Genomic DNA, 22,966 nt, shown 5'->3' with positions numbered 1-22,966 from the left:
GTAGGACAACGCCGACCTCGATGACGAAGCCGGCCGATCTGCGACGACGTAACCGCCCTTTCACGCAGGGCCGTTGGTCGAGCCGAGCCGGATCCTCTTGCCCCCGATTGCTGCGGGGCAATACATCTAGGCGCTGCAGTAGACGGTGAGGATGTCTTTGGGTAGTGCCGTGACGTAGGAGTGGGCGCCGGAGGGAAGGTGCTGCTGTCCGTTGGTGCCAGCAGAGGCGTACAGTCCGGGCTGGGCGATGACGGTATTGAGGCGCGGACGCAAGTACGACGCGCGTCCGCAGCAGTGCATCCATGCCGCACTCGAAGGCCCGTCTGTGAGTAATAGCCCGTCCAAGCGCGGCGGACTGCTCCACAGCAATTGTCTCCCTTGTAGAGGAAGGCAGCGGAGTGTCCCAGTGCGGTCGACGCACTCCGCAGCGCCTACCGCTAGCTAGGTGCAGCCGATTCAGCAAGCAGGGCTGCGGGCGGCAGTGATCCATTCAGGGCTCAGCCCTGCACAGGCCGTCAGGGTCACCGTAATGATCACGAGCTACCAACGGTAGAGCGCCTGCAGGCACACCCGGCACCCCTGGGCGGGGCAACCATACGAAGAGCCGACCACGTTCCGCAGAACAACGTAGGAGCGTCAGTTGACCAGTTGAGATTGCTTTGCGCGCCTACCCCGTCAGCCCGATCGGCCGTGCTGTCAGCGCTCTGTGTCATGATGCGGACGCGTCCCAGGGGAGTGGGCCGCGGTCACTGATTGCCAGGGGGTTGGGGATGGGTGCGGGTACGGAGCCGGACGGTTCGTCCAGGTCCGACGAGGAGTGGGAGCGGTTTCTGCGCGAGTCGGCGGAGGGTGCCGCCGACTCGCCCAAGGAGCCGTCGGCGCGTGCCCGCGCCGTGGCGAAGCGGCTGCGCGCGGAGCCCGACCGCGGCTCGGAGGGCTGGCGCACCTACACGCCTGCGAGGCCCAAGCGGCGCACGGGCTGGTACGTGGTCGGAATGCTGGCCTCGCTGGTGCTGCTGGTGGTGGCGCTCGCGCCGGGGCGGATAGTGGGCCTGTTCGCTGGCGACGACCCTGACTCCCCGCCACTTGCGGGCGATAGCGCCCGACCGGGCCAGCCGGAGGAGGCGGTCCAACGCCCCACCCAGGACGAGCCGTTCCGTGGTTCGCCGGCGGCGAGCTGGGCGAGCGGAGCGGCGGGGATCGCCGTGCCGAAGGCCCGGGCAGTCGGCTGGATGAGCGCGGCCGAGGTCGAGCGGGCCCTCGACCGCAGCCGGGACTTCCTCGTCGCGTCAGGACTGGACCACGGGGTGCTGCGGGGCGAGCGCCCCGAGAAGGCGATTGCACTGATCAACCCGCACCAGAAGGACGTCCAAGACCTTCTGAAAACCGCTTTCCGAGCCCCGAGCGAGAGGAATGACCCCCTCCTCCTGTTCAGTCGCTTCCAGCCTTCCCGCGCCGACCTGGTCGGCGACGTCGTGAAGACCCGGGGTCTGCTCACCTACCGGGAGGGCGAGCGCGGGGCGCTCCAGGTGACCGCCGACGTCACCTTCGTCTACCCGGTCACCCGCGCGGACGCGGGCGGCGAGGACGAGATTGTGCGCACGATCGTCCGGCGCGAGCTGGTTCTGAGCTGGGACGACCCTGACAAGGTGATCACCGAGCCGGACACGTTCTCGATCGTCTCGTACAAATACGACATGACCAATGGCGGTTGCGGCGCCCCCACGGGCTACTTCAACCCGCCCTTCGGCACGGGCCATCGGACGGACGGGAATGGCACGGAGGTCGACCCGTACGACCGCAGCACGCCGGTCGGGCGGGGCGAAACCTCTGGGGATGGGTGCAGGAGGGCAACGCGGTCCTAGCGGGTGTTACTTGGTGGCGGCCACCCAACCCCGAGGACGATGTACATCCAGCCGCCGAGTCGCTGCCAGCGCGGCGCCAGGCCGGTCGGCCGAGCACCGCGTGCCGCCCGGTGGTGTCTGCACGAGCGCCAGCCAGCAGACGACGCTGATCGCAACATCGGCGCGCCGAGTCGGCCACGTTTGGTGCGCAGCACCAATTCTGACTGTCCGCGACCTGGCGGCGGCCGCCGAGGAAGCCGCCTGGATCCTGGCGCGCCTGCTCCAGCTGGCCGAGGCTCACGACAGCGCACGGCTTGGGTGGCGGTACGAGGCGGCCCCGGGGTGACGGCCGCCGCCTACTGCCTCTACCTCCACCACCGCGCCCTGCTCCGCTCGGGGATGGAGGAGGACCCGGTTTTGATGCTCTGGGCGTCCAAGACGGCAGACACTCTTCGGCGTTACGGCCTTGCGAACTCCTAACAGAAAGGGACTTCGTCCGCTCCGGGTGCGAGGGGAGCAGGCGAGCACGAAGGAAGATCACTACTCTGCATGAGTGCTTTCCTACGACGAGTTGACTTCACCTGAGCGTGAGCTGTGGGACGCGTTCCCCGAGGGGCGCCGGGTGGACCTGCGTACGGGTACTCCAGAGGAGGACAGGGTCGCCGACGGCGGACGGTGGGGGCCCGAGCGGACGGTGCGGGCGGCTGTGGTCGCCGCGCTGTTGCTGGGCGCGAACATCGGGCAACCGGGTGCGGTGGCGCGTCTGAGGCTCACTGGGGCACGGATCTCCGGACACCTGGACCTGGCCGGCGCACAGATCGCCCATGCCCTCTGGCTGGAGGCGTGCTGGTTCGAGGAGGCGGTGAATCTCCTCGGCGCGTCGACGCAGGCCCTCGTGTTCACGGACAGCCGGATACCCGGCATCGAGGCCGATTCGGCCCGCATCGAGGGCAACTTCTCCCTGCGGCGCGCCGTGGTGGAGAGCGGCGCCCCCACACCCTTCAACCGCTTGAGCACCGCCCTGTCGCTCACCGACGCCCGGGTGAACGGCGGACTGCTTCTCAACGGGGCCAAGTTGATCGCACCGGACGGGTGGGCCCTGTCGGCCGGTGGCCTGGCCATGGAAGGGGGCGTCTTCTGCCGAAACGGGTTCGTCGCATACGGGGAAGTCCGGCTGATGGGGGCAAAGTTGCCGGGCACGCTGGTCATGCAGGGCGCCCGACTGGAAGGTCCCGGCCCACGCGGCGTGGTCCTCACCCTCGACAACGCCATAGCCTCGTCGCTCAAGTTCTCCGAGGGATTCACCGCGAACGGGACGGTACGGCTGCGCGGGACCCAGGTCACGGACAACGTGACCTTCGACGGAGCCGTCCTGAACCCGCCCACCGGCGACGGAAACGCCCCGGCCCTGATCGCCATGCACCTGCAAGCCGTCGACCTCGATCTGACCCTGGCCCGACCCCTGTCGGGCGCCGTCGACCTGCGGGGTGCCCAGGTGTCGTACCTTCACGAGAACGAACACAGCTGGCCGGAGAGGGTGGAGCTGGACGGCTTCGTCTACGGCTCCATCAAGACGGCGGACTTGAACGACGAGCGCCGCGAGGCCGTGGGCGACCGGGAGTCCGTGGCCCGACGTATGGCATGGATACGCAGCAGCCCGGGCTACAACCCACAACCGTACGAGCAGTTGGCGGCCTGGTACCGCAAGGCCGGGCACGACGACGACGCCCGCCGCGTCCTCCTCGCCAAGCAACGCCACCGGCGCCGCGCACTGTCACCGGCAGCCCGTGCATGGGGCCACCTCCTTGATGTAACCGTCGGTTACGGCTACCGGCCCTGGCTGGCCGGCGTTTGGCTCCTCGCACTGATCCTGCTGGGCACGCTGTGCTTCTATTCGGACTCTCCCGAGCCGGTCAAACAAGGCGAAGGTGCCCCGTTCCAGCCCCTCGTCTACACCCTCGACCTCTTGATCCCCATCGGGGGTCTAGGTCAGCGCACGGCCTGGTATTGGTCGAGCAACAGCCTCCAGTGGCTGGCCTACCTGTTGATCGCCCTCGGCTGGGTGCTGACAACCGCCCTCATCGCGGGTGTCACCCGCACCCTGCAGAAGAACTAGCGGGCAGAGCTGACCTTCGGCGTCGCCAACGGATGAGTGCGCATTTAGGGATTGAGGAAGGCTTCCTTCGGTCCAAGAAGGTCAGAACGGCTTGGGAAGGCGGCTCACGGAAGTTGGGCGCGATTACCTGAACTGTCATCAAATGCACCTCGACGGCACGGTCGCTGAGATCACCGTGTCCATCGCATTTCACGAGCGGCGACGTGACGGTTCTCGATGACGACCTGGCGCAGCACGCGAAGGCCGTTGCGCAGACGTCCGCGACACCGTGGCCCGAGTGGCGTGCAGGTCCTCCCGCTGCCAAACGGCGCCACCGTCACCGAACTCTTCGCGTCCCTTCAGGACCGGCTGATCAACACAGCCCCCAGGCCATCTTGAACGGCCCCAGCTACCGCCCGAACAAGCACCCCCAAAGGCGCACTGACAAACCCTCAGCCAAATGAGCCGGATCAGTCCCACCAGTTGAACATCAGCTCGCCGACCGTGCTGGGACGCCAGTAACGCACCTGTTCCAGCTCTGCTTCGGCGAGCTCGCTGGTGTCGGCCGAGGCCAGCGGCATGCCCAGTTCTCCGACATCCAGCGGCCGGAAACCGCCCCGCTCAAATGCGTCCGCCCACGCCGGTGGGGATATGAAGTCCGCCAGAGGCGCACCAGCCTGCGGAGGACTCGCCACGAAGGCAACGACCAGGAGTAGCTCGTGGCACAAGACGGTCGACCGAATGCCTGGGGCGGTGATGAGAACCGTATGGAAACTCGGCGTGACTCCGGCCAGAGTCACATCGCCGACCGTGGCCCGAATCGACCGGGCCACCGCATGGCACGCGGTTTTGAAGGCCCCGACGTCCACCTGCGGCAACGGGTCGCCTTGCCCACAGAACCCGGTGGCTCCTCGCGCGACACGGATCAACGCACGACTCAACTCTCATTCCGTCTGCCAGGTCTGACAAGGATGCCACGCGACCGGGCCGAGTGATCACGCTCCGCCATCGTGGGCCGCAGACACAACCGGTCTTCCAAGCCGTCGACGTCCTTGCTCGTCGCCGAGGACGGGTCGGTACTCGGCACGTTCAACCCGTACGACTTGGAGGACGCCACTGCCAGCGACGGCCCTGGGGCCGTTCCGGCGGCCGCGACGATGGCGATCCCTTCGGCGCGTGCCGCGTTGGAGGGGTGGAGGACTGGCTAGGGAATAGCCTCAATGCGCTCCATATGCTCCTCGCCCCATTCTCCGAGCGGCGCCAGTGCCGTGTTGAGGGAGTTGCCGAAATCGGTCAGTGAGTACTCCACCTTGGGCGGGACCTGGTGGTAGACCTCGCGGTGCACCAGGCCACTGGCCTCCATCTCCCGGAGCTGAAGGATCAGCATCCTCTCGCTGATACCGGGAACCGCCCTCCTCAACTGGCCGAAACGCAGCGGTCCTTCCTCGCCGAGGGAAAACAGGATCAGTCCCTTCCATTTACCGCCCATGACGGCTATGGCGGCGTCGAGCCCGCAGATGAAGGTCCGCTTGGTCATCAGCACTCCTACTGACACTGACAAAAGTGTGGGTACCGAACAGAATTGTAGGTACTTGATCAAATGTGTGTGCGCTTCCAGGATGGAACGAGAGCCGCGACGGACGCGCTGACCCGCGGTTGCCGAGCTGCTCATTCATCCGACTGCTGACTGGAGTTACGCATGACCAGTGTTGCCCCCACACCCGTAACCGTCATCGGACTGGGCTCGATGGGCCGGGCGTTGGCCGCAGCATTCGTCGACGCGGGGCACCCGACGACGGTGTGGAACCGCACGCCGGCCAAGGCCGCCCCGCTGGCGGCCAAGGGGGCCGTCCACGCCCGGGCGGTGGAAGACGCCGTCGAGGCGAGTCCGCTGATCATCACCTGCCTGACCACCTTCGAAGACACTCGCTCCGCCCTGGAGCCGGCCGCGGCGGCACTGTCCGGGCGCGCGCTGGTCACATTGAACAGCGGTTCGCCCGCCGGTGCCCGCGCCATGGCTGCCTGGGCGACCGGCCACGGGGCCCGGTTTCTGGCCGGAGCGGTCAAGAACGTGCCGCAGGCCGTGGGGGCGCCGGACACGCTGCTGTACTACGGCGGCGACAAGGCTGTCTTCGACGAGTATGAGACGACGCTGAAGGTACTGGGCGGCGATACGGTCCACCTCGGGGCCGCGACCGACCTGGCCGCCCTGTACGAGATGGCAGTGGGCGCCATGCTGCTACCTGCGCTCGTCGGGTTCTTCCAGGGGGCTGCGGTTGTCCAGGCTCGTGGGCTGGAGGCGAGCAGCATCGTGCGGTTCGCGGGGAAGTGGCTGGACATGATCAAGTCCCTGCTGCCGATCTATGCCAAGGAAATCGACAGCGGTGACTACACCGATGCCGCCTCCTCCGTGAACCTCTTCCTCGCGGGCGCGGTCCACGACGAAGACCTGGCCAAGGAGACGCACGTCGACACGGCTTGGCTCACTCCTCTGCACGACCTGGTGAAGCAGGCAGCAGAGGCGGGCCACGGCGACCACAGCATCTCGGCCCTGACCGAAGTGCTCAGGAAGTCGGAACAGAAGGCGTAACAAACCTGGTGCTCCAGGTCCACGTTGCCGCAGGCCCATCACCCCGGCATCAGGCACGTCTTCTGCGACGGGCCAGGGTGAATGCCAGCTCTCGGCGAGACGGGGGCCGCCCGGCCTCGAAGGCACGGCACAGGTTATCGGTGAGGGAACCGCTGGTTGTGGCCCCACCGGAAAGAAAATTCAGGCTTTGAGTTGAGGGGTGCCATGAGCAAGCAGGAAGTATCGGTCATCGGACTCGGCCCGATGGGACGCGCGATGGCGAGGGCGTTCCTCGGCAAGGGCTACCGGGTCACCGTCTGGAACCGGACCGCAGGCAAGGCGGACGAGCTGGTCGCCGCGGGAGCCGACCGGGCCGACACGGTTCACGACGCGCTCGCCGCCAGTGAACTGGTCATCCTCAGCCTGACGGACCACCACGCGATGTATGCCGTCCTTGGACCGGCCACCGAAGCGCTGTCCGGCCGGCTCCTCGTCAATCTCAGCTCGGACACTCCCGAGAGTGCCCGCAGCGCTGCGCGGTGGGCGTCAGGACACGGTGCCCGGTACCTCACCGGAGGCGTGCAGGCTTCACCCCCGGGCATCGGACAGCCCGGGTTCTCCACCTTCTATAGCGGGCCCAAGCACGTCTTCGACGCGCACCAGGAGGCTCTGGAGGTGCTCACCGGCACGGACTACCGCGGCGAGGACCCAGGGTTGGCGGCGTTGTACTACCAGGTCTCGATGGACCTGTTCTGGACGACGATGCTCGGCTGGCTGCACGCCCTCGCACTGGCGGACGCCCACGGCGTCTCGGCCGAGGAAATCCTGCCGTCCGCGTCATCCGTACTATCCGGAATGCCAGACTTCCTGGCCTTCTACACGCCACGGATCGACGCAGGGCAGTACCCCGGCGACATTGAAGACCTCGCCATGGGTGTGGCAAGCGTCGACCATGTGCTGCAGACCACCAGGGAAGCGGGGATCGACACCTCGTTGCCGACAGCGGTCCTGGAGACTTTCCGGCGAGGCACAGCAGCCGGCCATGCCGACGACAGTGCGACCAGCTTGATCGAGGTCCTGAAGCAGCCCGCCGTACAGCCGCCGCGCCGGGCCGGCTCACGCGCGGTCTCATGACAACTGGGACCAGTCCTGGGAGCACCAGTCGACGCCCTTTCGCCTTCACCGACCCTCACCTCAGCGCTGCCATAGTGGACCGCCGACCTTCAACGGCACGACCATCGAGACCGGCATCGACTTCTACCGCCTCGCCAGCACTCGGGCTCGGGCAGAAGAGCGCGCTGCGGTCGACTGACATCTGCGGGTTCCGTCCCATGTGCTGACGTCATTGCCCGAGCTCTGGCACAACGTCTATGAGGGTGAGCCATCAAGTGGCAGGACGGTCCCGTCGCTCCGTATCGGAGTCGTGGACCAGTTCGGCAAGCTGGATGAGGAAACCGTACGCCGCCAGACGATTCTGGAGGCGAATGAAGTAGGACCTGCTTGAGCACTTGAAGATCTCGCGGCGGCGCACCTTCCAGAGACCGTGCTCGTATGTATGCGCCACCTGCAGCAGAGCCGCTTCCGCTTCCTCCAAGCCGCCTTCGAACTCTGCGACGGTCCGCCCGTCACGACCTGCATCCGACACGCCGCTGACAGGCACGGCCAGGACTATCCACTGAGGCATCTCGCGATCAGTTCCCTACCCCCTCGACGTCGCATGTCGCGACGCGTACGGCGTCAGTCTGGCAGGCGGCGGCAGCGTCGGGCTGTCTGCAGCAGAAGTCGAGGCAGTGAGAGCAGTCCATCGACGGCTTGGGCGATGTTGCGGCCCATCCTGCGAAGATCGAGCCAGCGGTTGACCGGACTCGTGCCTCACCTGCATGGCAGCCGTTCACGGCGGTCCATCAGGCACTTTCCGAAGCGCTGCAAGACGAGGACGCTCCATGTTCCATAGTCGCCCCCGCCGGGATCCTGCGGTACAGCAGCCAGGTACGGCAACCCCAGCATCGCCCGCACCCGGTGCTGGCTAGCGTCCGGATAGGCCCGGCAGTACGCTTTTTCACAAAGTCGGGGATCGAAGAACGGGGCCGAAGCCCCCATCGAGGTCGCACCCCCTTGGCCGTCTCTGATCGCGATCAGTAGGCAGGGTGACTTTATGAATGCCATCGACAAGGCAATCGGAGCAGAGGCCCACTGGTTGATGGGTCGCGTCATGCCCCGCAGGTTTCTGGGCGAAGTCCGCAAACACCTCCACCATGTGGCACCCGATCGCGAGAAGGAGCTGATCGATGCGATCCGCGCGCGGGCGGAGGAGATCGCCGACGCGGACGAGGACATGGCCACCGACGGACCGTCGAAGGGTGCGCTGGCGATCGGTGCGGTGGTACTGGCCGCGTTCGAGAAGCTGGCCCCCCTGTTCGACGGGGACGACAGGCGTACGATCCTCTATCTCCAGCACGCGATGAGCCCGGTGCTGAGGCGCCCGTACGACATGGCCTTCTCGACCCTCAACGAGCGGGACCACGCCCTCGACAAGATCGAGAAGACGTGTCGCGTGATGGTGAAGCTCTACCCCACGCATTTCGAGTTCGACTTTCAACGACCGGAGCCGGGGCTTTTCGAGATGAACGTCAGGCGCTGCTTCTGGCGCGACTTCTTCGCGCGCCACGACGCCACGCCCGTCACGACGGTGATGTGCGCGTTCGACGTGAACTTCATGAAGGCGATCGACCCCGCGGTCAGCGGACTGCGCGCCGAACGTACCTCCCTGCTGTCACTCGGTGACAGCAGGTGCCGCTTCGCCGTCCTTGAGACCGACGACCCTCTCGACGGCTACAGCGACGCTCTCGAGACGCGGTTCGTCGACGACACGGAGGGCAACGGCTGACGAGCTCGTGCATGGTGAACCCGCCCGGTGCCGTCCGCGGCGCCCGACGTCGGGAGCAGGGGCGGGTGCGCGCGGCGCCTCCCGGTCGGAGTCACCCGCCGACGGTACGCCGATGGCGATCCGCCCGCGTGAACGGCTCGAACACATCCGCTGCGAAGTCCTCCAGGCAGCACCGGACCTCGTCCGACTCCACTCCCCAGGAGTCACAAGCTCGTCGGACACAGCCTCGCCTTCGACCGGACCCTCGACGAGAACGAACCCGGCCAAGCTCTGCTGATGTTCAAGTTTGCCGAGTCCGCCCAGGTCCGCTGGCGGGCCGTGAACGGGCCCCACCTCGTTTGGCTCGTCCGCACCGGAGCCCGCTTCGAACGCGGCCGGTTCGTTGAGCGCCCCGAGGGGCCCTCGCCGCTTGACCTACCCCAACTCATCCCATACGGACTTCTCGAGGAGCGTGAACGACTTGGGCGTGCCGCCCGGCTGCGGCTTACCCTCCTTGCATCCCACAATCCGATAGCCGGCGTTGAGGTAGTACGCACTCAGGCGTGCGTTGGTGGCCAGGCAGTCCAGACGAACCAACGGTCGGCCCGCCTCGGCCACGCGTCGCTCCGCGATTCGCAGCAGCTGCCGACCTGTCCCGGGCGGGACGCTTCTGCGGTCCACCATCAGCCGGTGCACGTAGCCTGCGGTCGGCGGCTGCAGGCCCCAGGCGTCCTCGTCCTCCCACCAGAGCTCCCAGGCCCCGACCACACGATCGGCAGCCTCCGCGAGCCATACCTCCCTGCTCTCCATGATCCGACGGAAGTGGTCCCCGTCCAGCTCACCAGGCTGCCACTGGCCAGTGACGCCTTGGGCAAGCATCCAGCGGGCCGCATCGTCGCGCAGACGCACGACGGCGGCAAGATCGGCGTCGTCAGCGAGACGGAAGCGTAGATCGTTCACGCCGCGATCTTCGCACGGGCTTCCGCCCCCGCATCGGCCGGCCGCAAGGGGGCTTCCCTGGAAGAAGGACAGCACTTACGGGCCGCCCCACGATTGATCGCGGGGCGGCCGTGACATGACGAAGACCGCGACTTCCGGTCCATCGCAGTGTGTAGTGCGCATCTCATACGGGGGGTTGAGGTTGCGCCCTGCGTACCCACCTAGGGTTTTGGGCGAGTAACAGCCCTGCCAGGGACGCGACCTCAAGGAGAAAAGCCACCGTGGCTCACGCCTCGAAGAACATCGTCGAGGGCGCAGTCTGCGCTGTCATCGGAGTTGCTCTGGCACTTTTCACCGAGGATGTCGACATTCCCGTTTTTACGCTCACGAAGGTGGGTGTCGTGCTGATCGCGATCGGTGGCACACAGCTGCTTTACGGCGTGTACCAGGCGTGCAGTGCGCGGAGTGTGTCGTAGCGGACAGCCAATCGCGCAGGTCAGGCCTCGAACTGTCCGCAGTGATCGCAATTTCCCAAGCTGATGTTCAGGATCCCGCACCCGTTGGGCGCCCGTCGTTCGTACGCGCCTGTCGTTTCTGGGGCCTGGGGGAGCTGACCGGCTCCCAGAGCGAAGGAGCGAGCACCGGTGCGCAGCGCGGCGGCTGCAACTTGAGGACGGGATGTTCTGGTGCGGGCCGCCGAGGGAGGCGCCGCTTGGGCCCGGGCGCCCTATCAATTGCCAAGAGTGCAGCGGCGCGCTCCACGTGGACGCCATGAACAGTACCCACTCCACGGAATGTGGGACGACGGCGTACGGGATGGGAGCTGGCGCGTGTGCGGCTTGGGGAAGAACCTCAGGTGCAGCGGGCTGGTGCTCCGAAAGACGCACTCGACCAGAGGCGCGGGGGACCTAGCGATTCAAAGGTCGTTGACGTTCCTGGCTGACCCGCCTGAAGATTCCGCAGTGAGTAGAGACTGTGAAGTAATAGTCATCGCTTTCGGCGCCGGGGAGGTGATGGAACCTCTCACCCAGCCTGACGATCACCGCGAGTGGCACCAGCAGTTGAGCCCATCCCGGGGATGGACGCATGGGCCATCGACTTCTGGAGGCCCAACTGGACCGGCCTTCTAGGCTACTTGGAACAGATGAGCTGGCCGTTCCCCGACTCCGTCCAGGTCCTGCTTCGGGATCAGGACGATGTGTGCTTTGGACTCTGGATGCTGCATGGAGGCCGCTTGAAGGAGGTGCCGCTCCCCGGCACAGTCAGGGTGAGGGATGACGTGGCACCGCTGGGCTCAAGACTTACCCGCACCGACGAGGAAGGATGCCCGGTCACCTGAAGGGGTGTCACGGGCTGGCTGGCGTGAAGTCCGCCCGGCGTACGGGCGCTGGGCTTGGCGGTGGTCAGTTCCATTGGTTTCCATTCGACGCGCGGACAGTGGTGGTCCCGGCGAGGGAGTGCGCACACGGCACAGCGCCTGCAGCCACACCCGGCACCCTTGGTCGGGACAACCAGCAGGGCCGACCACGCTGCGCAGAACAACGTAGGGAGCCCTTCAGTTGGTGAGTGAGCGCTTGAAGTTGGTGGGGCCGGCGCTCACCTTCTTGTGCCCGAGCGCCGCGAGGGAACGCATGCAGGTGTGGGCCTCGCCGCCCAGGCCGGTGAGCACTACGGTGCGGGGGTGACTGATCTTGAAGTGGTGGCACGTGGGCTGGTTGGCGGCGAACGCTCTGTTGAACAGTTGAGATGCCATCCGCGGCTTCCGCTGGTGGCCTGCTCGGACTCCGAGCGTCCGGCAGTCCACATCTGGGACTGCGGCGGGGGGCAGCTACGCGAACTCGGCTCCGTGGGCCTCATGTCGAACGCCTATGGAGACGCCTTGGGTTGGGAGCGGGCAGGTCGGACGCCTGCTGTGGCCTGGCATCCGGACCAGGCACTGCTGGTCGTGGCGGGGGAGGACGGCTTGCGGCAATGGACTCCTGCTGAGGTCAGCGAAGTGGACGGTGCCTTGGCCACGGCCTCCTACCGAAGTCTGGCTTTCAGCCCGGACGGGCAGACTCTGTGGGGTTCACCGTCGTTTCGTGACGAAGGCGGTGGGTGGGAGAGCTCGGACGTGATTGACCTCGTCACCGGAACCACCGGTGCCGGACCCTGCTGGGACACAGGAGTCGCGGAGCATCCCGGCGGCGGACTTGTTGCCACGCTCACCAGCGACCAGGGGGCCACACACTGCCTTTTCGCACGCGTCGATCAGGGGACCGCGCCTGCCGTGATGCGGCCGCTCCGCCGGGCACTGATCCTGGACTGTGACGGCTACGAGACTCCGCTCTTCAGCGCAAACGGACGTCACCTTGCGGTCCGTGGCAACGCGTACGACAACTCGGTGGAGGTTTTCGAGTTTCCTTCGTTGCAGCGGGTTTTTGCCACCACCCTCGGCGACCCCAGCCCTGGCTATCCGTACCCGCAGGAGTGGCTTGACCAGATGGAAGCCTGGTCACGTCACAACATCGCCTTCGGATCGCGACCGGGTGTGCTGTGGATCGCAACGCCCCCGGGGGCGCTGGTCGAGGTGGACCTCGAAACCCGGCACGCGGTCGAGCACGATGTGCTGCCCGGGTCCCGCTTGACCGCGCTGGCCGCCACGGCGACCGGCGAACTCCTCGTCGCCGGCAGTGAGGGAGACCTGGTGCTCTTGTCCGCGGCCTCCGACGCCACGCACACCGGCACCACAAGCCGGGACATCTCCAGGGCCGCAGCCAAGGCGTTCTTGGAGGCCACCGAAGATGTTCCGGACGACGGCGACGACCTGGAGACGCACCTTGTCCTGACCGACGGAACCCGCACATGGGAAGCAGGAGATCTGGCAACGATCACCGAGGCCAGCGCAACAGATCCAACGTGGCTCCAACTGCAAGCCGCCATCAACAATGCACAAGTCCACAGCGAGTAAGCGAAACTTCTACGCCGCCATGTCCGTGCACATGAAGGCAAATGTCTGCGGCCTGGCGCTCTGGGATCGGCTCACACCTGAAGTGAGCCAGGACGCGCGGCCTCCACCATCACGTCCCGAGCGCCGCGCTGACCTTCTACGAGGACCAGCCGATTGCGGCTCCGGCCTCGTCGGCGTCGACCTCCAGCAGCTACTCACCACTCCTGGGAGCGCCGCCCGGTGAGTGACCGGCGCGCCGATGCACCCATCCTGTGTCGCCGTCCCATCCAGCCGGTCGACGGTGTCACCGTGACGGAGCCGTCTTGCGTAAGCCCGTTGTGACGAGGGCATATCGGCTGGTGGGAGGGCTTTGGTGGCGACACTGCTGGTACCTGAGATCTAGACGCCTGATCAGAAGAGTGATACCGCGGTACTGGTGCGATGGCGCGATCTGGCGCCGCACACGCGGATGAGGGCCCAGAGGCTCCGGTGGTCAGGGCGTGTCCGACAGGTCGTTGTCGAACACGCCCTTCAGGAGTCAGCTGGTGACGTACTGCTCGGAGTATTCCGCGGTGGGGGCGATGGGCGTGATGACGTCGATCAGGACGCCGTTGGGGTCAGCCACGATGAAGTGCCTTTGCCCGAAGTCCTCGCTGCGCAGTTCAAGGACGGGGTGCAGTCCCTCGTTGGTGACGAGCCGCTCCCATTCCGCGTCCACGTCCTCCACTTCGAAGTTGAGCAGCAGGCCCTGTGCGGGAACCCGGTGGCCCTCTGGAATCGTCGGGTGGGTGTGGTCGAGGAGGGCGAGCTCGTACCCGGGGTCTCCCGGCCGACGAAGGCTGACGTACCAATCGGCCTCGAACGTCGTCTCGAATTCCAGCAGCCGGGTGTAGAAGTCGCGCGACTCTCGCAGCTTCGCTGTGCCGATCACGGGATAGAAGCCGGTCAGTTTCATACCTGATCCCCTTTCGCATACCATCGGTATGCGAGTGAAGCTATTCGCATACCGTCGGTATGTCAATGAGGAGTGGGATGCAACAGCACGGCACCCGGGCGCAGCAGCGGGAACAGACCAGGCAGGCGCTGCTGCGGGAAGGCAGGCGCCTGTTCTCAGGCAGCGGCTACGGCGCTGTGAGTCTGGGGGAGATCGTCCAGGCAGCCGGGGTGACCAAGGGCGCGCTCTACCACCACTTCACAGGCAAGGCGGACCTCTTCCGCGCCGTCCTGGAGGAGTTGCAGCAGGAAGTGGGCCGACGCGTGGCAGCGGCCGCCGATGCCCACGACGATCCCTGGGCCCAACTGATCGCCGGCTGCCAGGAGTTCCTCACCGCGACCACTGATCCGGACATCCAGCGGGTCATGCTGGTCGACGGGCCCGCCGTGTTGGGATGGAGTCAGTGGCGAGCGATGGACGAGGCAGCCTCGGCCCGCCATCTCGCCGACGCGTTGTCCTTCGTCATCGACGCAAGGATCATCGCCCCGCAGCCGGTCGCACCGCTGGTCCACCTGCTGTCGGGGGCCATGAACGAGGCGGCCCTCTGGCTGGCGTCCTCCTCCGACCCCGAAGACCTAAACCACACCAAAGCCGCGCTGGGACAACTGCTTCAGGCCCTGCGCACCGACTGACTCGGTGGCCACATCACTGGTCGTACCCCTGAGCTCCGGCATCAGGCGGCTGCGCCTTCCCATCCTCGGGAGAGACCGAGGGACAGCACGTCGTATGTCGACCTCCACCTCGCCGACAAACCTGAATAGACGTCAGTCACATTCACCGCCACTGACCAGGACCAGCACCAGCTAGTGAGGCCGCGAACTACTCCGCGTGGCCTGTCAGCGTGAATTCGTCGCCCCTGTCACCAACCATGTCACGCCAGTGCTTTTCAGCGGAGCGGATGAGGTCGTCGCCGAGGCGTTCGAAGAATCGGCCTGCCAGGACGAGCCGGGATCCGGCAGCGCTCTCGGCTCCGAAGAGTTCGGCACCGCGCAGCGCGGTGGCGGCGAACCGCTGGTTGGCGGCAACGCTGGCCGCGACGGTCCGCAAGCCCGCCTTGTCGTCGAGGAAATACCGGTGGCGGCGGCCACGGTCATCGCGACCGCGGCGGATCAGATCCTGCCGTTCCAGCAGGCGGACCGCCTGCGAAATGGTCGCCGCGCTGACCTGCAGGTGCTGCGCCATCTCGACGGCGGTGCGACTGCCGGTCTCGGAGGCGAACAGGCAGGCCATCACGCGGGCGGCGGTGCGCGGGAGGCCGGTTTCGACAAGTGCTGAGGTGAGGTCGGTGACGAACGCGGCCGTTGCGTCGGGGTCGGGGCCGGGATGCTCGATGGCCGGCTGCACCGGGGCGGGAGGCTGCGGCCGGCGCTGGGCTCGGTGGGTGGTCGCGAGCTGTGCCCGTTCCGCGCGGTACCGGGCAGGTCCTCCGTTGCGCGCAACCTCGCGGCTCACCGTCGAGGCAGGACGGTTCAGACCTCTGGCGATGTCGGCGTAACTCAGGTGCTGCGCCAACCCCGCGGCGATCTGTAGCCGGTCGGCTCTGGTCAGCCTGCGTCCTGGCATCGGGTCGGTTCCCCTGATTCAGTCGTCTCGGCACACAGTGTGTTCTCCGTTCGCCGATCGTTGCAACACCCCCTCCTACGCCGTGCATTGACCGTCACAGTCATTGCAATCGTCAGTTGCGTAGCTGACCAGCGCAAACAGCTCGGCCTCAAGGAGAACGCCGTTGACTGGGATTTCGACTCGTGCCTAAGGTTCGGCTCCGATCGCCGAACATGGGTGCCGGGTGGTCGCCCAGGGAGAAGCGACATGGCAGCGCGGGCAAGTTGGCCGTCGAGCTGATCTCCTGACGCACTCCGAATCGTCCATGCGATCCGTCCGCCGAGCCGACTCCCAGCGACGCCCGGTGAGACGCAGCAACAGATGTCGATTGATTGTCAGGAGCATTGCATGCGAGCCAAAGGCATCACCTATGACACCGGCTTCACTCCGGGCGGCAAGAGTTCGCGGCCCGTCTTCGACGCCGAAGCGGTGCGACGCGAGATCCGCATCATCGCAGACGACCTGCACTGCGATGCCGTGCGGATCACCGGAGGCGACCCTGAGCGACTGGCCGTTGCGGCCCGGTACGCCGCCGATGCCGGGCTTGAGGTCTGGTTCTCCCCATTCCCCTGCGAACTGTCCGCCGAAGAGCTGCTGCCCTACTTCGTCACCTGTGCCGACCGCGCCCAGGACGTGGGAGCGGACGTCTTCGTCACCGGTTGCGAGCTGAGCCTGTTCGCCGCCGACATTCTCCCCGGAGATGACAGTTTCGCCAGAATCGAAGCCCTGACCAGCGGCGCCCCCGAGGCATTGGCCGGGCTCGCCGAGGTTCCTGCCCGGCTGAACTCCCTGCTCGCCAACATCGCAGCGCTGGTGCGTTCACGGTTCCGCGGCAAGATCACCTACGCTTCCGGAACATGGGAACAGGTCGATTGGGCGCCCTTCGACATCGTAAGTGCGGACGCCTACGGCGATCCGGGGGACGCCTTCCGCCAGGGCCTGCGCGAGTATTTCCGGCACGGTAAGCCGCTTGCGGCGACCGAGTTCGGCTGCTGCACCTACCGGGGTGCAGCAGAGCGCGGCGGCATGGGCTGGGTAGATGTCGTCGACTACGACGCCAATCCGCCCCGCATCAACGGCGAATACGTCCGAGATGAGGAAGAACAGGCCCACTACCTGCGCGCGATGCTCGCCGTCTTCGATGAGGAAGGCGTGGATACCGCCTTCTGGTTCACCTTCGCCGGCTACGAGTACCCGCACCACGCCGACCCGCGCTTCGACCTCGACATGGCCTCCTACGGGGTGTGCAAGCTGATGCCCGACGGCAGCCTCGCCCCCAAGCGCTCCTTCCACGCCATGGCCAAGGCATACCAAAGTGACTAGGCGTGCCCACCTCTCCGGCATCCGGTCGTCTTGGGCAAGAGCCGTGGTGAGGCCGGCGAGTGCTCCGCCCAGAACCAGCGCCGCGTAGGCTGTCAGACTCTGCCGGCCCCGCCCGAACAGGTAGGACAGCCAGTCCGGGCCCAGTAGGTCAGGACGAGTTCCAACCGTGGCGGCGGTTCGCCGCTCCGCCCCTGCCCCAGTTCCAGCATCTCGCGATCCGCCACTACGTGCCTGCCCGGCCCAAGGCGCCGGTGAGCCAGCGCGCCCCACTGCGCAATTGAGTAACTGTGCGCCGCGAACTCGCCCTCGGAACCAATGGCCTCGACCTCGTGGAGGGGCCTGTCCGTGCATCCAGTGTCCAGCTGTCCCGGGCGACGGTGACGCCGAGGTCCATGACCAGTTCCGGCTCAGTCGTGGCTGTGGGTGCCTCCGAGCATCTCGACGATCCGGTCGCGGTCCCTGGACACTAGGGGCGTGGCGTCCCCGTTCCGACTGTCAGATGCTGCCCTGCGCCGAACAGGCGTTGCCCTGGCCGTCGTTGCCTTGGCAGCGGCCGCTTGGACGGTCTACCTGGGGCGCGGTCTGAGTTTCCCCGCTGAAGCGGGGGAGCAGCCGGTGCCGTACGCACAACTGCTCGGTGTCGTCCTGGCGCTTCCGGCCAGTGTCGTACTGATCAATGCACGGCCCCGCAACCCCATCGGCTGGCTTCTCGTTGCCGTCCCTGTGTTCGGTACGGCACAGGACGCGGCGTCTGTCTATGCGGTGCGTGCGCAGGCGAGGCCGTCGGAACGACTGCCTGGTGAAGGGCTGGCTTATTCACTGGGCAACTCGTTGTGGATACCGGCGTTGTGTTCCCTGCTCATTCTGGTCGTCTACTATCCGCGGGGCCGACTGGCCGCGGACCACTGGCAATGGGTGAACTGGATCCTGTGCTCCGGCGCCCTGGCGGCCACAGTGGGCATGGCCACGGCAGCTCGGCCTGCCGCCGAGTACTACCGGGGCGAGGGGCCTCTCGTTGAGCTCGCGCCGATGCGGACGACGGTGCTGACGCTCGGCGGGGCGGCCCTGGCATCCGGTGCGGCTCTGCTGATCCTGCTGGGTGCGTGTCTGCGTGTACGGCGCGCCGCGGTACCGGAGCGTCAACAACTGCTGTGGCTTCTCAGCGCTCTGGGGCTCCTTCTCGCGGTGTCGTTCGTGCCGGTCTTCGGACGTCTCCTGCCTCTGGCTCTGGCCCTGGTCTCTGTCGCTGTGACCGTGGGTGTGCTGTGGTACCGACTGCTCGGCATCGAAGTCATCCTTCGGCGAACGTTGCTGTACGCCGGACTCACCGCCATGGTCCTATGCACATACGGTGGGGTGACTGCAGGGCTCTCCGTAGCCGTGGCGTCCGGTCCCACTTCGGCGATTGTGGCGGCCGCCACAGTTGCCGCGCTGCTCACGCCGGTACGCGACCGCTTGCAGAAGGCGGTGGACCGTCTGGTCTACGGAGCACGCAACGATCCGCTGCGGCCCTTCCAACGCCTCGGTCATCATTTGTCCACTTCGCCGCACGCCCTGCCCGCTGTCGTCCGGGCGGTCGCCTCCGCGGTCCGGGCCCCGTATGCCGCACTCGCGGCAGCGGACGGGACGCTTCTGGCGGAGACCGGGACACGGTCCGCCTGCGTATCGGTGCGTCCGCTCACCGTCGATGGCACCCATGTCGCCGACCTCACGATCTGCTCTGATCACCCGGAGGGGTTCCCGCCTGCCGATGCCGGGATCCTCGATGCCCTGGCGGCTCCCGTGGCGCTGATCGTGCATACCGAACAACTCAACCGGGAGTTACGGGCGGCCCGACTGCGTGCAGCGGAAGCATCGGCAGCGGAGCGGACACGCATCCGCAACGATCTGCATGACGGCCTGGGCCCCTCGCTGTCCGGGGTGGCGCTCGGCCTCGAAGCCATGGAAATCTCCGTAGCGGGCCGGTCGGCGGCCCTGGAGGAGCGCGTCCGCCGTCTGCGGTCCGAGGTGAGGCACGCGGTCGAAGACGTACGACGCATCATTGACGCTCTGCGCCCAGCGGCACTCGATTTGCACAGTCTGGTACCCGCACTGCGTGAACGGGCGTTGAGCGTCACGCTGGCGACCGACCAGCGCCTGCAGATCACCGTGGAGTCACCCGACGATGTTCCCGCCCTGCCGGAACGGGTCGAGACCGCGGCGTTCCGGATCGTGGACGAGGCCCTCACCAATGTGGTCAAGCACGCCAGGGCCTCGCACTGTCGGATCCATGTGTCGGTCGGCCAGGTGCTCGAACTCAAGGTCCTCGACGACGGGACCGCCCTGACCAGGGCGCAGGCGCGTAAGGATGGCGTAGGGCTGGTGTCCATGCGCCGCCGGGCCGAGGAACTCGGCGGCACCTTCCGGGTCATCCGCAGTGGGCAGGGGCACACCGTCGTTGTCGAACTTCCCCTGGACCCATGAGTGGGATGTCGTGCGCTGCGGGTCAGTCGTCCGTTCGTGCGCTGTCGTTCGTGTCGTCGCTCGTGCTCGTGCCCGCCAGGCCGGCGTCGCGGGCGCGGGCGACGGTGGCTGCGCGGCTTGTGGTGCCGAGTTTGTTCATGATCGTCGATACGTGGTTGCGGACGGTTTTCTCAGCGAGGAAGAGACTTCGGGCGATGGCGTGGTTGTTGTGGCCTTCGGCGACGTACCCGAGGATCTCGCGTTCACGATCGGTCAGGTCGGGGAAGACGCGCGCCGCATACCGGCTCTCGGACTGGCCGAAGAAAGCGCTGATGCGGCGGGCCACGGCTTCGCCGTAGACGGCGCTGCCGGAGGCGACGGCCATCACCGCACGCACGATCTCGGTGCGGTCGGCGCCCTTGAGGAGATAGCCCCGGGCGCCGGCTTGCAGCGCTCCGACCAAAGCCACGTCGTCCTCATGCATCGTCAGCACGAGGATTGCCGTCCGGCCATTGCCGGCCTGTAACTGCCGGATGGCCGCAGTGCCGTCGAGGTTCGGCATGGCGAGGTCGGTGAGAACCACGTCGGGCTCGGACCGTTCCACCGCGGCGAGCAGTTCGTTGCCGTCGTTCGCCTCGCCGACGATCTCGATGCCGTCGGCGCTCTCCAGGGCGGCACGCAGGCCGAAGCGGAACATGGGATGGTCGTCGGCGATGACCACGCGCACGGGCTCGTCCATACTCATCGGTGCGGCTCCAGGGGGAGGGTGGCGGAGATTAGGGTGCCGGGTGCCGCGGGGGCGATGACGAGGGTGCCGCCCAGGGCCAGGGCGCGGCGCTGCATGGAGGCCAGCCCCACGCCTGGGGGCGCGTCCGGTGGGATGCCTTGTCCGTCGTCGGAGACGGTGATGTGGAGGGCGTGAGCGTCCGCGGTCAGGGCGATGCGGGCCTTGCATGCGCCGGCATGCCGGGCGACGTTCGTCAGCGCCTCGCCGATGATGCGGTAGGCCGCGGCCTCCACCTCGGGTGGCAGCAGGGGCAGTTCGCCGGCACGTACGTCGACGGCGACCGCCGGCGCCAGGGAACTGGCATGTCGCACAACGGCCTCCGCCAGCCCGAAGCGGTCCAGGGCCGTCGGCCGCAGGCCGTCGATGATGCGCCGGATCTCCGCGACAGCGCCGGCCACCTCTTCACGGGTCCGATCCACCAACTGGGCTGCGGTGCCTGTCTCGCCTTTCGACATGCCGTCGGCCGCGGCCTGCAGACCGAGCCCGATGCCGGCCAGCGACGGGCCCAGTCCGTCGTGCAGATCCCTGCGCAGCCGATCGCGTTCGGCACGGGTGGCGTTGACGACCCGGTCGCGCTCCAGAGCGACATCGTCGGTCAACTGCCGCGCCCTGACGACCACGGCGACCTGATGGGCCAGTGCCGTCAGTAGCTGTCTGTCATCGCTGCTGAAGCTTTCGCCCGGTGTCCGTTCCGCGACCATCATGCTGCCCAACGCCCGCCCGGCGACCCGTAGAAGTACCGCATGGCCGGACGTCGATCCGGCGCCTGCGGACGCGAGGACGCTCCCTTCGGCACCGATCACCGTGACGCCGGGGGAACGGACAGCCTGCCGGACCGCCTCGAGAGCGACGAGGAGGAGATCGTGGTCGTCCGCGTCGGCCACTCGGTCTCCGAGCCCGGCCAGCGCTCGGAGCGGATCGCGCCGCGCACCGTATATCCACCAGTCGACGGCACGCTGCACGCTCTCCCGTGCGGGCGTGAGCCCGATCGCCACCACCCCGGCCGCGAGGACTCCGGGCAGCGGGCCGCGACTCCACACGGTCCCCAGGCCGATGGTGGCAAGCAGGTAGACGGCGATGACGACCACCGTGAGCGCTGCGTAGAGGAGCCCGCGGCGCATGACGGCTTCGATGCCGAGCATCCGGTAGCGCAGGATGCCGACGGCCACCGCGACCGGCACCAAGCCGATCAGGCACGCCCTCGCCAAGGGACCGGCGAAGAACTGGCAGATCAGGAGAAGTCCCAGCACGCACATCATCCACGCGAGCTGCTGCCGTTCGGGCGGCTGAGAACGGACGAGCCGGGCGATCGTGTGTCCGACGAGGATCACGGAACACAACCCGATCACCATCAGACAGGTCCCGTTCACCACGCCGGTCACCAGCGGTGGCAAGGCGACCGGTGGCGTGCCCTCGGGCACGATGTCGTCATACGCCTCGGAGTCGAAGGGAGCGGCCAGGGTCAGTAGGACGATGGCGGTCGCCGCAGCGGTGACGGGGACGCGCAGCCATCTGCGTGCCAGTCGGCCCTGGGGGTAGAGGGCCATGACGATCGTGGGCAGGGAGAACACCACGAGATAGTGCGCGCCGCTGGCCACTGCGACGGCGACCGCGGCGCCGGGCCAGTCCGCGTCGGCGACGAACACTCCGTAGCCGCCGTACGCGGCCAAGCCGGTCTGCCAGCTGCCCGTCGCGCCGAGGGCGAGGAACAACCACCCGAGCGCGTTGCGCGGGCGCAACGACGCCACGACGGCACCCGTGACGGACCAGGACAATATGGCGGCGCCCAGCCCGATTTCGCCGGCACTGCCCCCCTCCGGCTCAGGCAGGCCGTCGGGCAACGACAGCACCCAGATGGCGAACGCGACCGCCACCGTGCCGGACAGCACCACCGACCACACGATCACGCGCACGGCCACGCCCTCATTCTCCTGCTGTCCGCGCCCGACGGCCAGCGTTTCCGGTGGGGTTGTGCCCTTCCTTGCGGTGCTCGCGCCGATACGTGCGCCGCGCACCGCGATACGAGCGCTGGGCGCCCCGCGATACATGCGCCGCGCGCCCTCCGATATGCGCCGCGCGCCCGCCTAACGTGCGCCGCGGTCCCGCCGACACCTGCGCCGCGCGCCCGCCTCGAAAGGTCACTCTCCGAACAGCCACTCCGCGACGCTGTCGAACCATCCGCCGTCACCGTCGTCCGTGTCGGTGCCGGCCGTATCAGCGGCGACCGTGCCCGAGGCCACCTGTTGAGCCATCTCGTGCCGCTCCACCGCCGCGGCGTGACGGTTCGCCAGATCGAACCGTTCGACCACATCGCCGGCCGCCGGTCCCCAGACGCGGCGCGCGACGCCTGCCCCGCCGCGGATGGCCGCCCTGATCAGAAACGACATGTCGTCCCCCTGGTCTCTCGCTGTCGTTGCAGCACAGACACTGCGCCGCCCGGGCACGGCAGCGCATGGGACACGAGTCCCGCACGGGCCGGGCTCCGTGCCCGGACGTGCGCCCAGGTGTCGGGGGCTGGAGCGCCCGTCAGGCCGGGACACGGGCCTCATGCCGCCGGGCCTCCGGGCGGCCGACAG

At 67.3% G+C, this 22,966-nt stretch carries 20 protein-coding genes and 1 pseudogene; 11 read left to right on the top strand and 10 right to left on the bottom strand.

The features are described from left to right. Window positions 1-770: 770 nt before the first annotated feature. Together ACWGDB_RS07025 and ACWGDB_RS07020 are read left to right on the top strand one after the other, a co-directional pair. A complete protein-coding gene (locus tag ACWGDB_RS07025; protein ID WP_453821463.1) occupies window positions 771-1,865 on the top strand; it encodes a hypothetical protein in 1,095 nt (364 codons plus the stop codon). Between the two features lie 532 nt (window positions 1,866-2,397). Further along, window positions 2,398-3,960 (top strand): oxidoreductase, encoded by a 1,563-nt coding sequence (locus ACWGDB_RS07020; RefSeq protein WP_453821462.1) that lies wholly within the window; start codon window positions 2,398-2,400, stop codon window positions 3,958-3,960. Window positions 3,961-4,409: 449 nt separating this feature from the next. On the opposite strand, the gene ACWGDB_RS07015 is transcribed toward ACWGDB_RS07020, so the two are convergent. Together ACWGDB_RS07015 and ACWGDB_RS07010 are read right to left on the bottom strand one after the other, a co-directional pair. Beyond that, window positions 4,410-4,817, bottom strand: coding sequence for a hypothetical protein (locus ACWGDB_RS07015; RefSeq protein ID WP_453821461.1), 408 nt, complete (start codon window positions 4,815-4,817; stop codon window positions 4,410-4,412). A gap of 326 nt (window positions 4,818-5,143) precedes the next feature. After that, complete coding sequence (locus ACWGDB_RS07010; RefSeq protein WP_453821460.1) at window positions 5,144-5,476, bottom strand: winged helix-turn-helix transcriptional regulator; 333 nt, start codon at window positions 5,474-5,476, stop codon at window positions 5,144-5,146. Window positions 5,477-5,638: 162 nt separating this feature from the next. On the opposite strand from ACWGDB_RS07010, the gene ACWGDB_RS07005 reads away from it, so the two are divergent. The 3 genes and pseudogenes from ACWGDB_RS07005 to ACWGDB_RS06995 all read left to right on the top strand — a co-directional run. Further along, window positions 5,639-6,529, top strand: a complete 891-nt coding sequence (locus ACWGDB_RS07005; RefSeq protein ID WP_453821459.1) for an NAD(P)-dependent oxidoreductase — start codon at window positions 5,639-5,641, stop codon at window positions 6,527-6,529. 204 nt (window positions 6,530-6,733) lie between these two features. After that, complete coding sequence (locus tag ACWGDB_RS07000) at window positions 6,734-7,642, top strand: NAD(P)-dependent oxidoreductase (protein WP_453821458.1); 909 nt, start codon at window positions 6,734-6,736, stop codon at window positions 7,640-7,642. 44 nt (window positions 7,643-7,686) lie between these two features. Then, window positions 7,687-7,820 (top strand): annotated as a pseudogene (locus ACWGDB_RS06995) (IS21-like element helper ATPase IstB); the annotation flags it as partial. Window positions 7,821-7,892: 72 nt separating this feature from the next. Here ACWGDB_RS06995 and ACWGDB_RS06990 read toward each other — a convergent pair. Continuing rightward, entirely contained in the window at window positions 7,893-8,168 is a 276-nt protein-coding gene (locus ACWGDB_RS06990; RefSeq protein ID WP_453821457.1) for a hypothetical protein, read from the bottom strand. 552 nt (window positions 8,169-8,720) lie between these two features. Here ACWGDB_RS06990 and ACWGDB_RS06985 point away from each other — a divergent pair. Next, on the top strand, window positions 8,721-9,395 hold the full coding sequence (locus tag ACWGDB_RS06985; protein WP_453821456.1) for an L-2-amino-thiazoline-4-carboxylic acid hydrolase: 675 nt from the start codon (window positions 8,721-8,723) through the stop codon (window positions 9,393-9,395). A gap of 414 nt (window positions 9,396-9,809) precedes the next feature. Here the strand turns inward: ACWGDB_RS06985 and ACWGDB_RS06980 are convergent, their stop codons facing one another. After that, on the bottom strand, window positions 9,810-10,334 hold the full coding sequence (locus tag ACWGDB_RS06980) for a GNAT family N-acetyltransferase (RefSeq protein ID WP_453821455.1): 525 nt from the start codon (window positions 10,332-10,334) through the stop codon (window positions 9,810-9,812). A gap of 260 nt (window positions 10,335-10,594) precedes the next feature. Here ACWGDB_RS06980 and ACWGDB_RS06975 point away from each other — a divergent pair, with 260 nt between their 5' ends. Then, the gene (locus ACWGDB_RS06975; protein ID WP_453821454.1) at window positions 10,595-10,789 is read left to right on the top strand and encodes a DUF5708 family protein; all 195 of its coding nucleotides are present in this window, start codon (window positions 10,595-10,597) and stop codon (window positions 10,787-10,789) included. Between the two features lie 1,079 nt (window positions 10,790-11,868). On the opposite strand, the gene ACWGDB_RS06970 is transcribed toward ACWGDB_RS06975, so the two are convergent. After that, window positions 11,869-12,066, bottom strand: coding sequence for a hypothetical protein (locus ACWGDB_RS06970; RefSeq protein ID WP_453821453.1), 198 nt, complete (start codon window positions 12,064-12,066; stop codon window positions 11,869-11,871). Window positions 12,067-12,168: 102 nt separating this feature from the next. Between ACWGDB_RS06970 and ACWGDB_RS06965 the strand changes: the two genes are divergently transcribed. Next, window positions 12,169-13,263 (top strand): hypothetical protein, encoded by a 1,095-nt coding sequence (locus ACWGDB_RS06965; RefSeq protein ID WP_453821452.1) that lies wholly within the window; start codon window positions 12,169-12,171, stop codon window positions 13,261-13,263. Between the two features lie 517 nt (window positions 13,264-13,780). Here the strand turns inward: ACWGDB_RS06965 and ACWGDB_RS06960 are convergent. Further along, window positions 13,781-14,197, bottom strand: coding sequence for a VOC family protein (locus tag ACWGDB_RS06960; protein WP_453821451.1), 417 nt, complete (start codon window positions 14,195-14,197; stop codon window positions 13,781-13,783). A 77-nt stretch (window positions 14,198-14,274) separates the two neighbouring features. Here ACWGDB_RS06960 and ACWGDB_RS06955 point away from each other — a divergent pair, with 77 nt between their 5' ends. Next, window positions 14,275-14,868 carry a TetR/AcrR family transcriptional regulator gene (locus ACWGDB_RS06955; protein ID WP_453821450.1) on the top strand — a complete coding sequence of 198 codons (594 nt, stop codon included), beginning with the start codon at window positions 14,275-14,277 and terminating at the stop codon, window positions 14,866-14,868. Between the two features lie 187 nt (window positions 14,869-15,055). Here the strand turns inward: ACWGDB_RS06955 and ACWGDB_RS06950 are convergent, their stop codons facing one another. Further along, complete coding sequence (locus ACWGDB_RS06950; RefSeq protein WP_453821449.1) at window positions 15,056-15,799, bottom strand: helix-turn-helix domain-containing protein; 744 nt, start codon at window positions 15,797-15,799, stop codon at window positions 15,056-15,058. A gap of 387 nt (window positions 15,800-16,186) precedes the next feature. Here ACWGDB_RS06950 and ACWGDB_RS06945 point away from each other — a divergent pair, with 387 nt between their 5' ends. Then, complete coding sequence (locus ACWGDB_RS06945) at window positions 16,187-17,161, top strand: hypothetical protein (protein ID WP_453821448.1); 975 nt, start codon at window positions 16,187-16,189, stop codon at window positions 17,159-17,161. A 474-nt stretch (window positions 17,162-17,635) separates the two neighbouring features. Continuing rightward, the gene (locus tag ACWGDB_RS06940; protein ID WP_453821447.1) at window positions 17,636-19,624 is read left to right on the top strand and encodes a sensor histidine kinase; all 1,989 of its coding nucleotides are present in this window, start codon (window positions 17,636-17,638) and stop codon (window positions 19,622-19,624) included. 22 nt (window positions 19,625-19,646) lie between these two features. Here the strand turns inward: ACWGDB_RS06940 and ACWGDB_RS06935 are convergent, their stop codons facing one another. The 3 genes from ACWGDB_RS06935 to ACWGDB_RS06925 form a co-directional block, all read right to left on the bottom strand. After that, on the bottom strand, window positions 19,647-20,342 hold the full coding sequence (locus ACWGDB_RS06935; protein ID WP_453821446.1) for a response regulator: 696 nt from the start codon (window positions 20,340-20,342) through the stop codon (window positions 19,647-19,649). Window positions 20,343-20,344: 2 nt separating this feature from the next. Continuing rightward, entirely contained in the window at window positions 20,345-22,309 is a 1,965-nt protein-coding gene (locus ACWGDB_RS06930) for a sensor histidine kinase (protein WP_453821445.1), read from the bottom strand. A gap of 219 nt (window positions 22,310-22,528) precedes the next feature. After that, window positions 22,529-22,777, bottom strand: a complete 249-nt coding sequence (locus ACWGDB_RS06925; protein WP_453821444.1) for a hypothetical protein — start codon at window positions 22,775-22,777, stop codon at window positions 22,529-22,531. Window positions 22,778-22,966 lie beyond the last annotated feature (189 nt).

It is taken from the genome of Streptomyces sp. NPDC055013 (genome assembly GCF_053608645.1).
The sequence above is the reverse complement of the archived record's forward strand: the minus strand, read 5'-3'. Positions and strand labels throughout refer to the sequence as shown.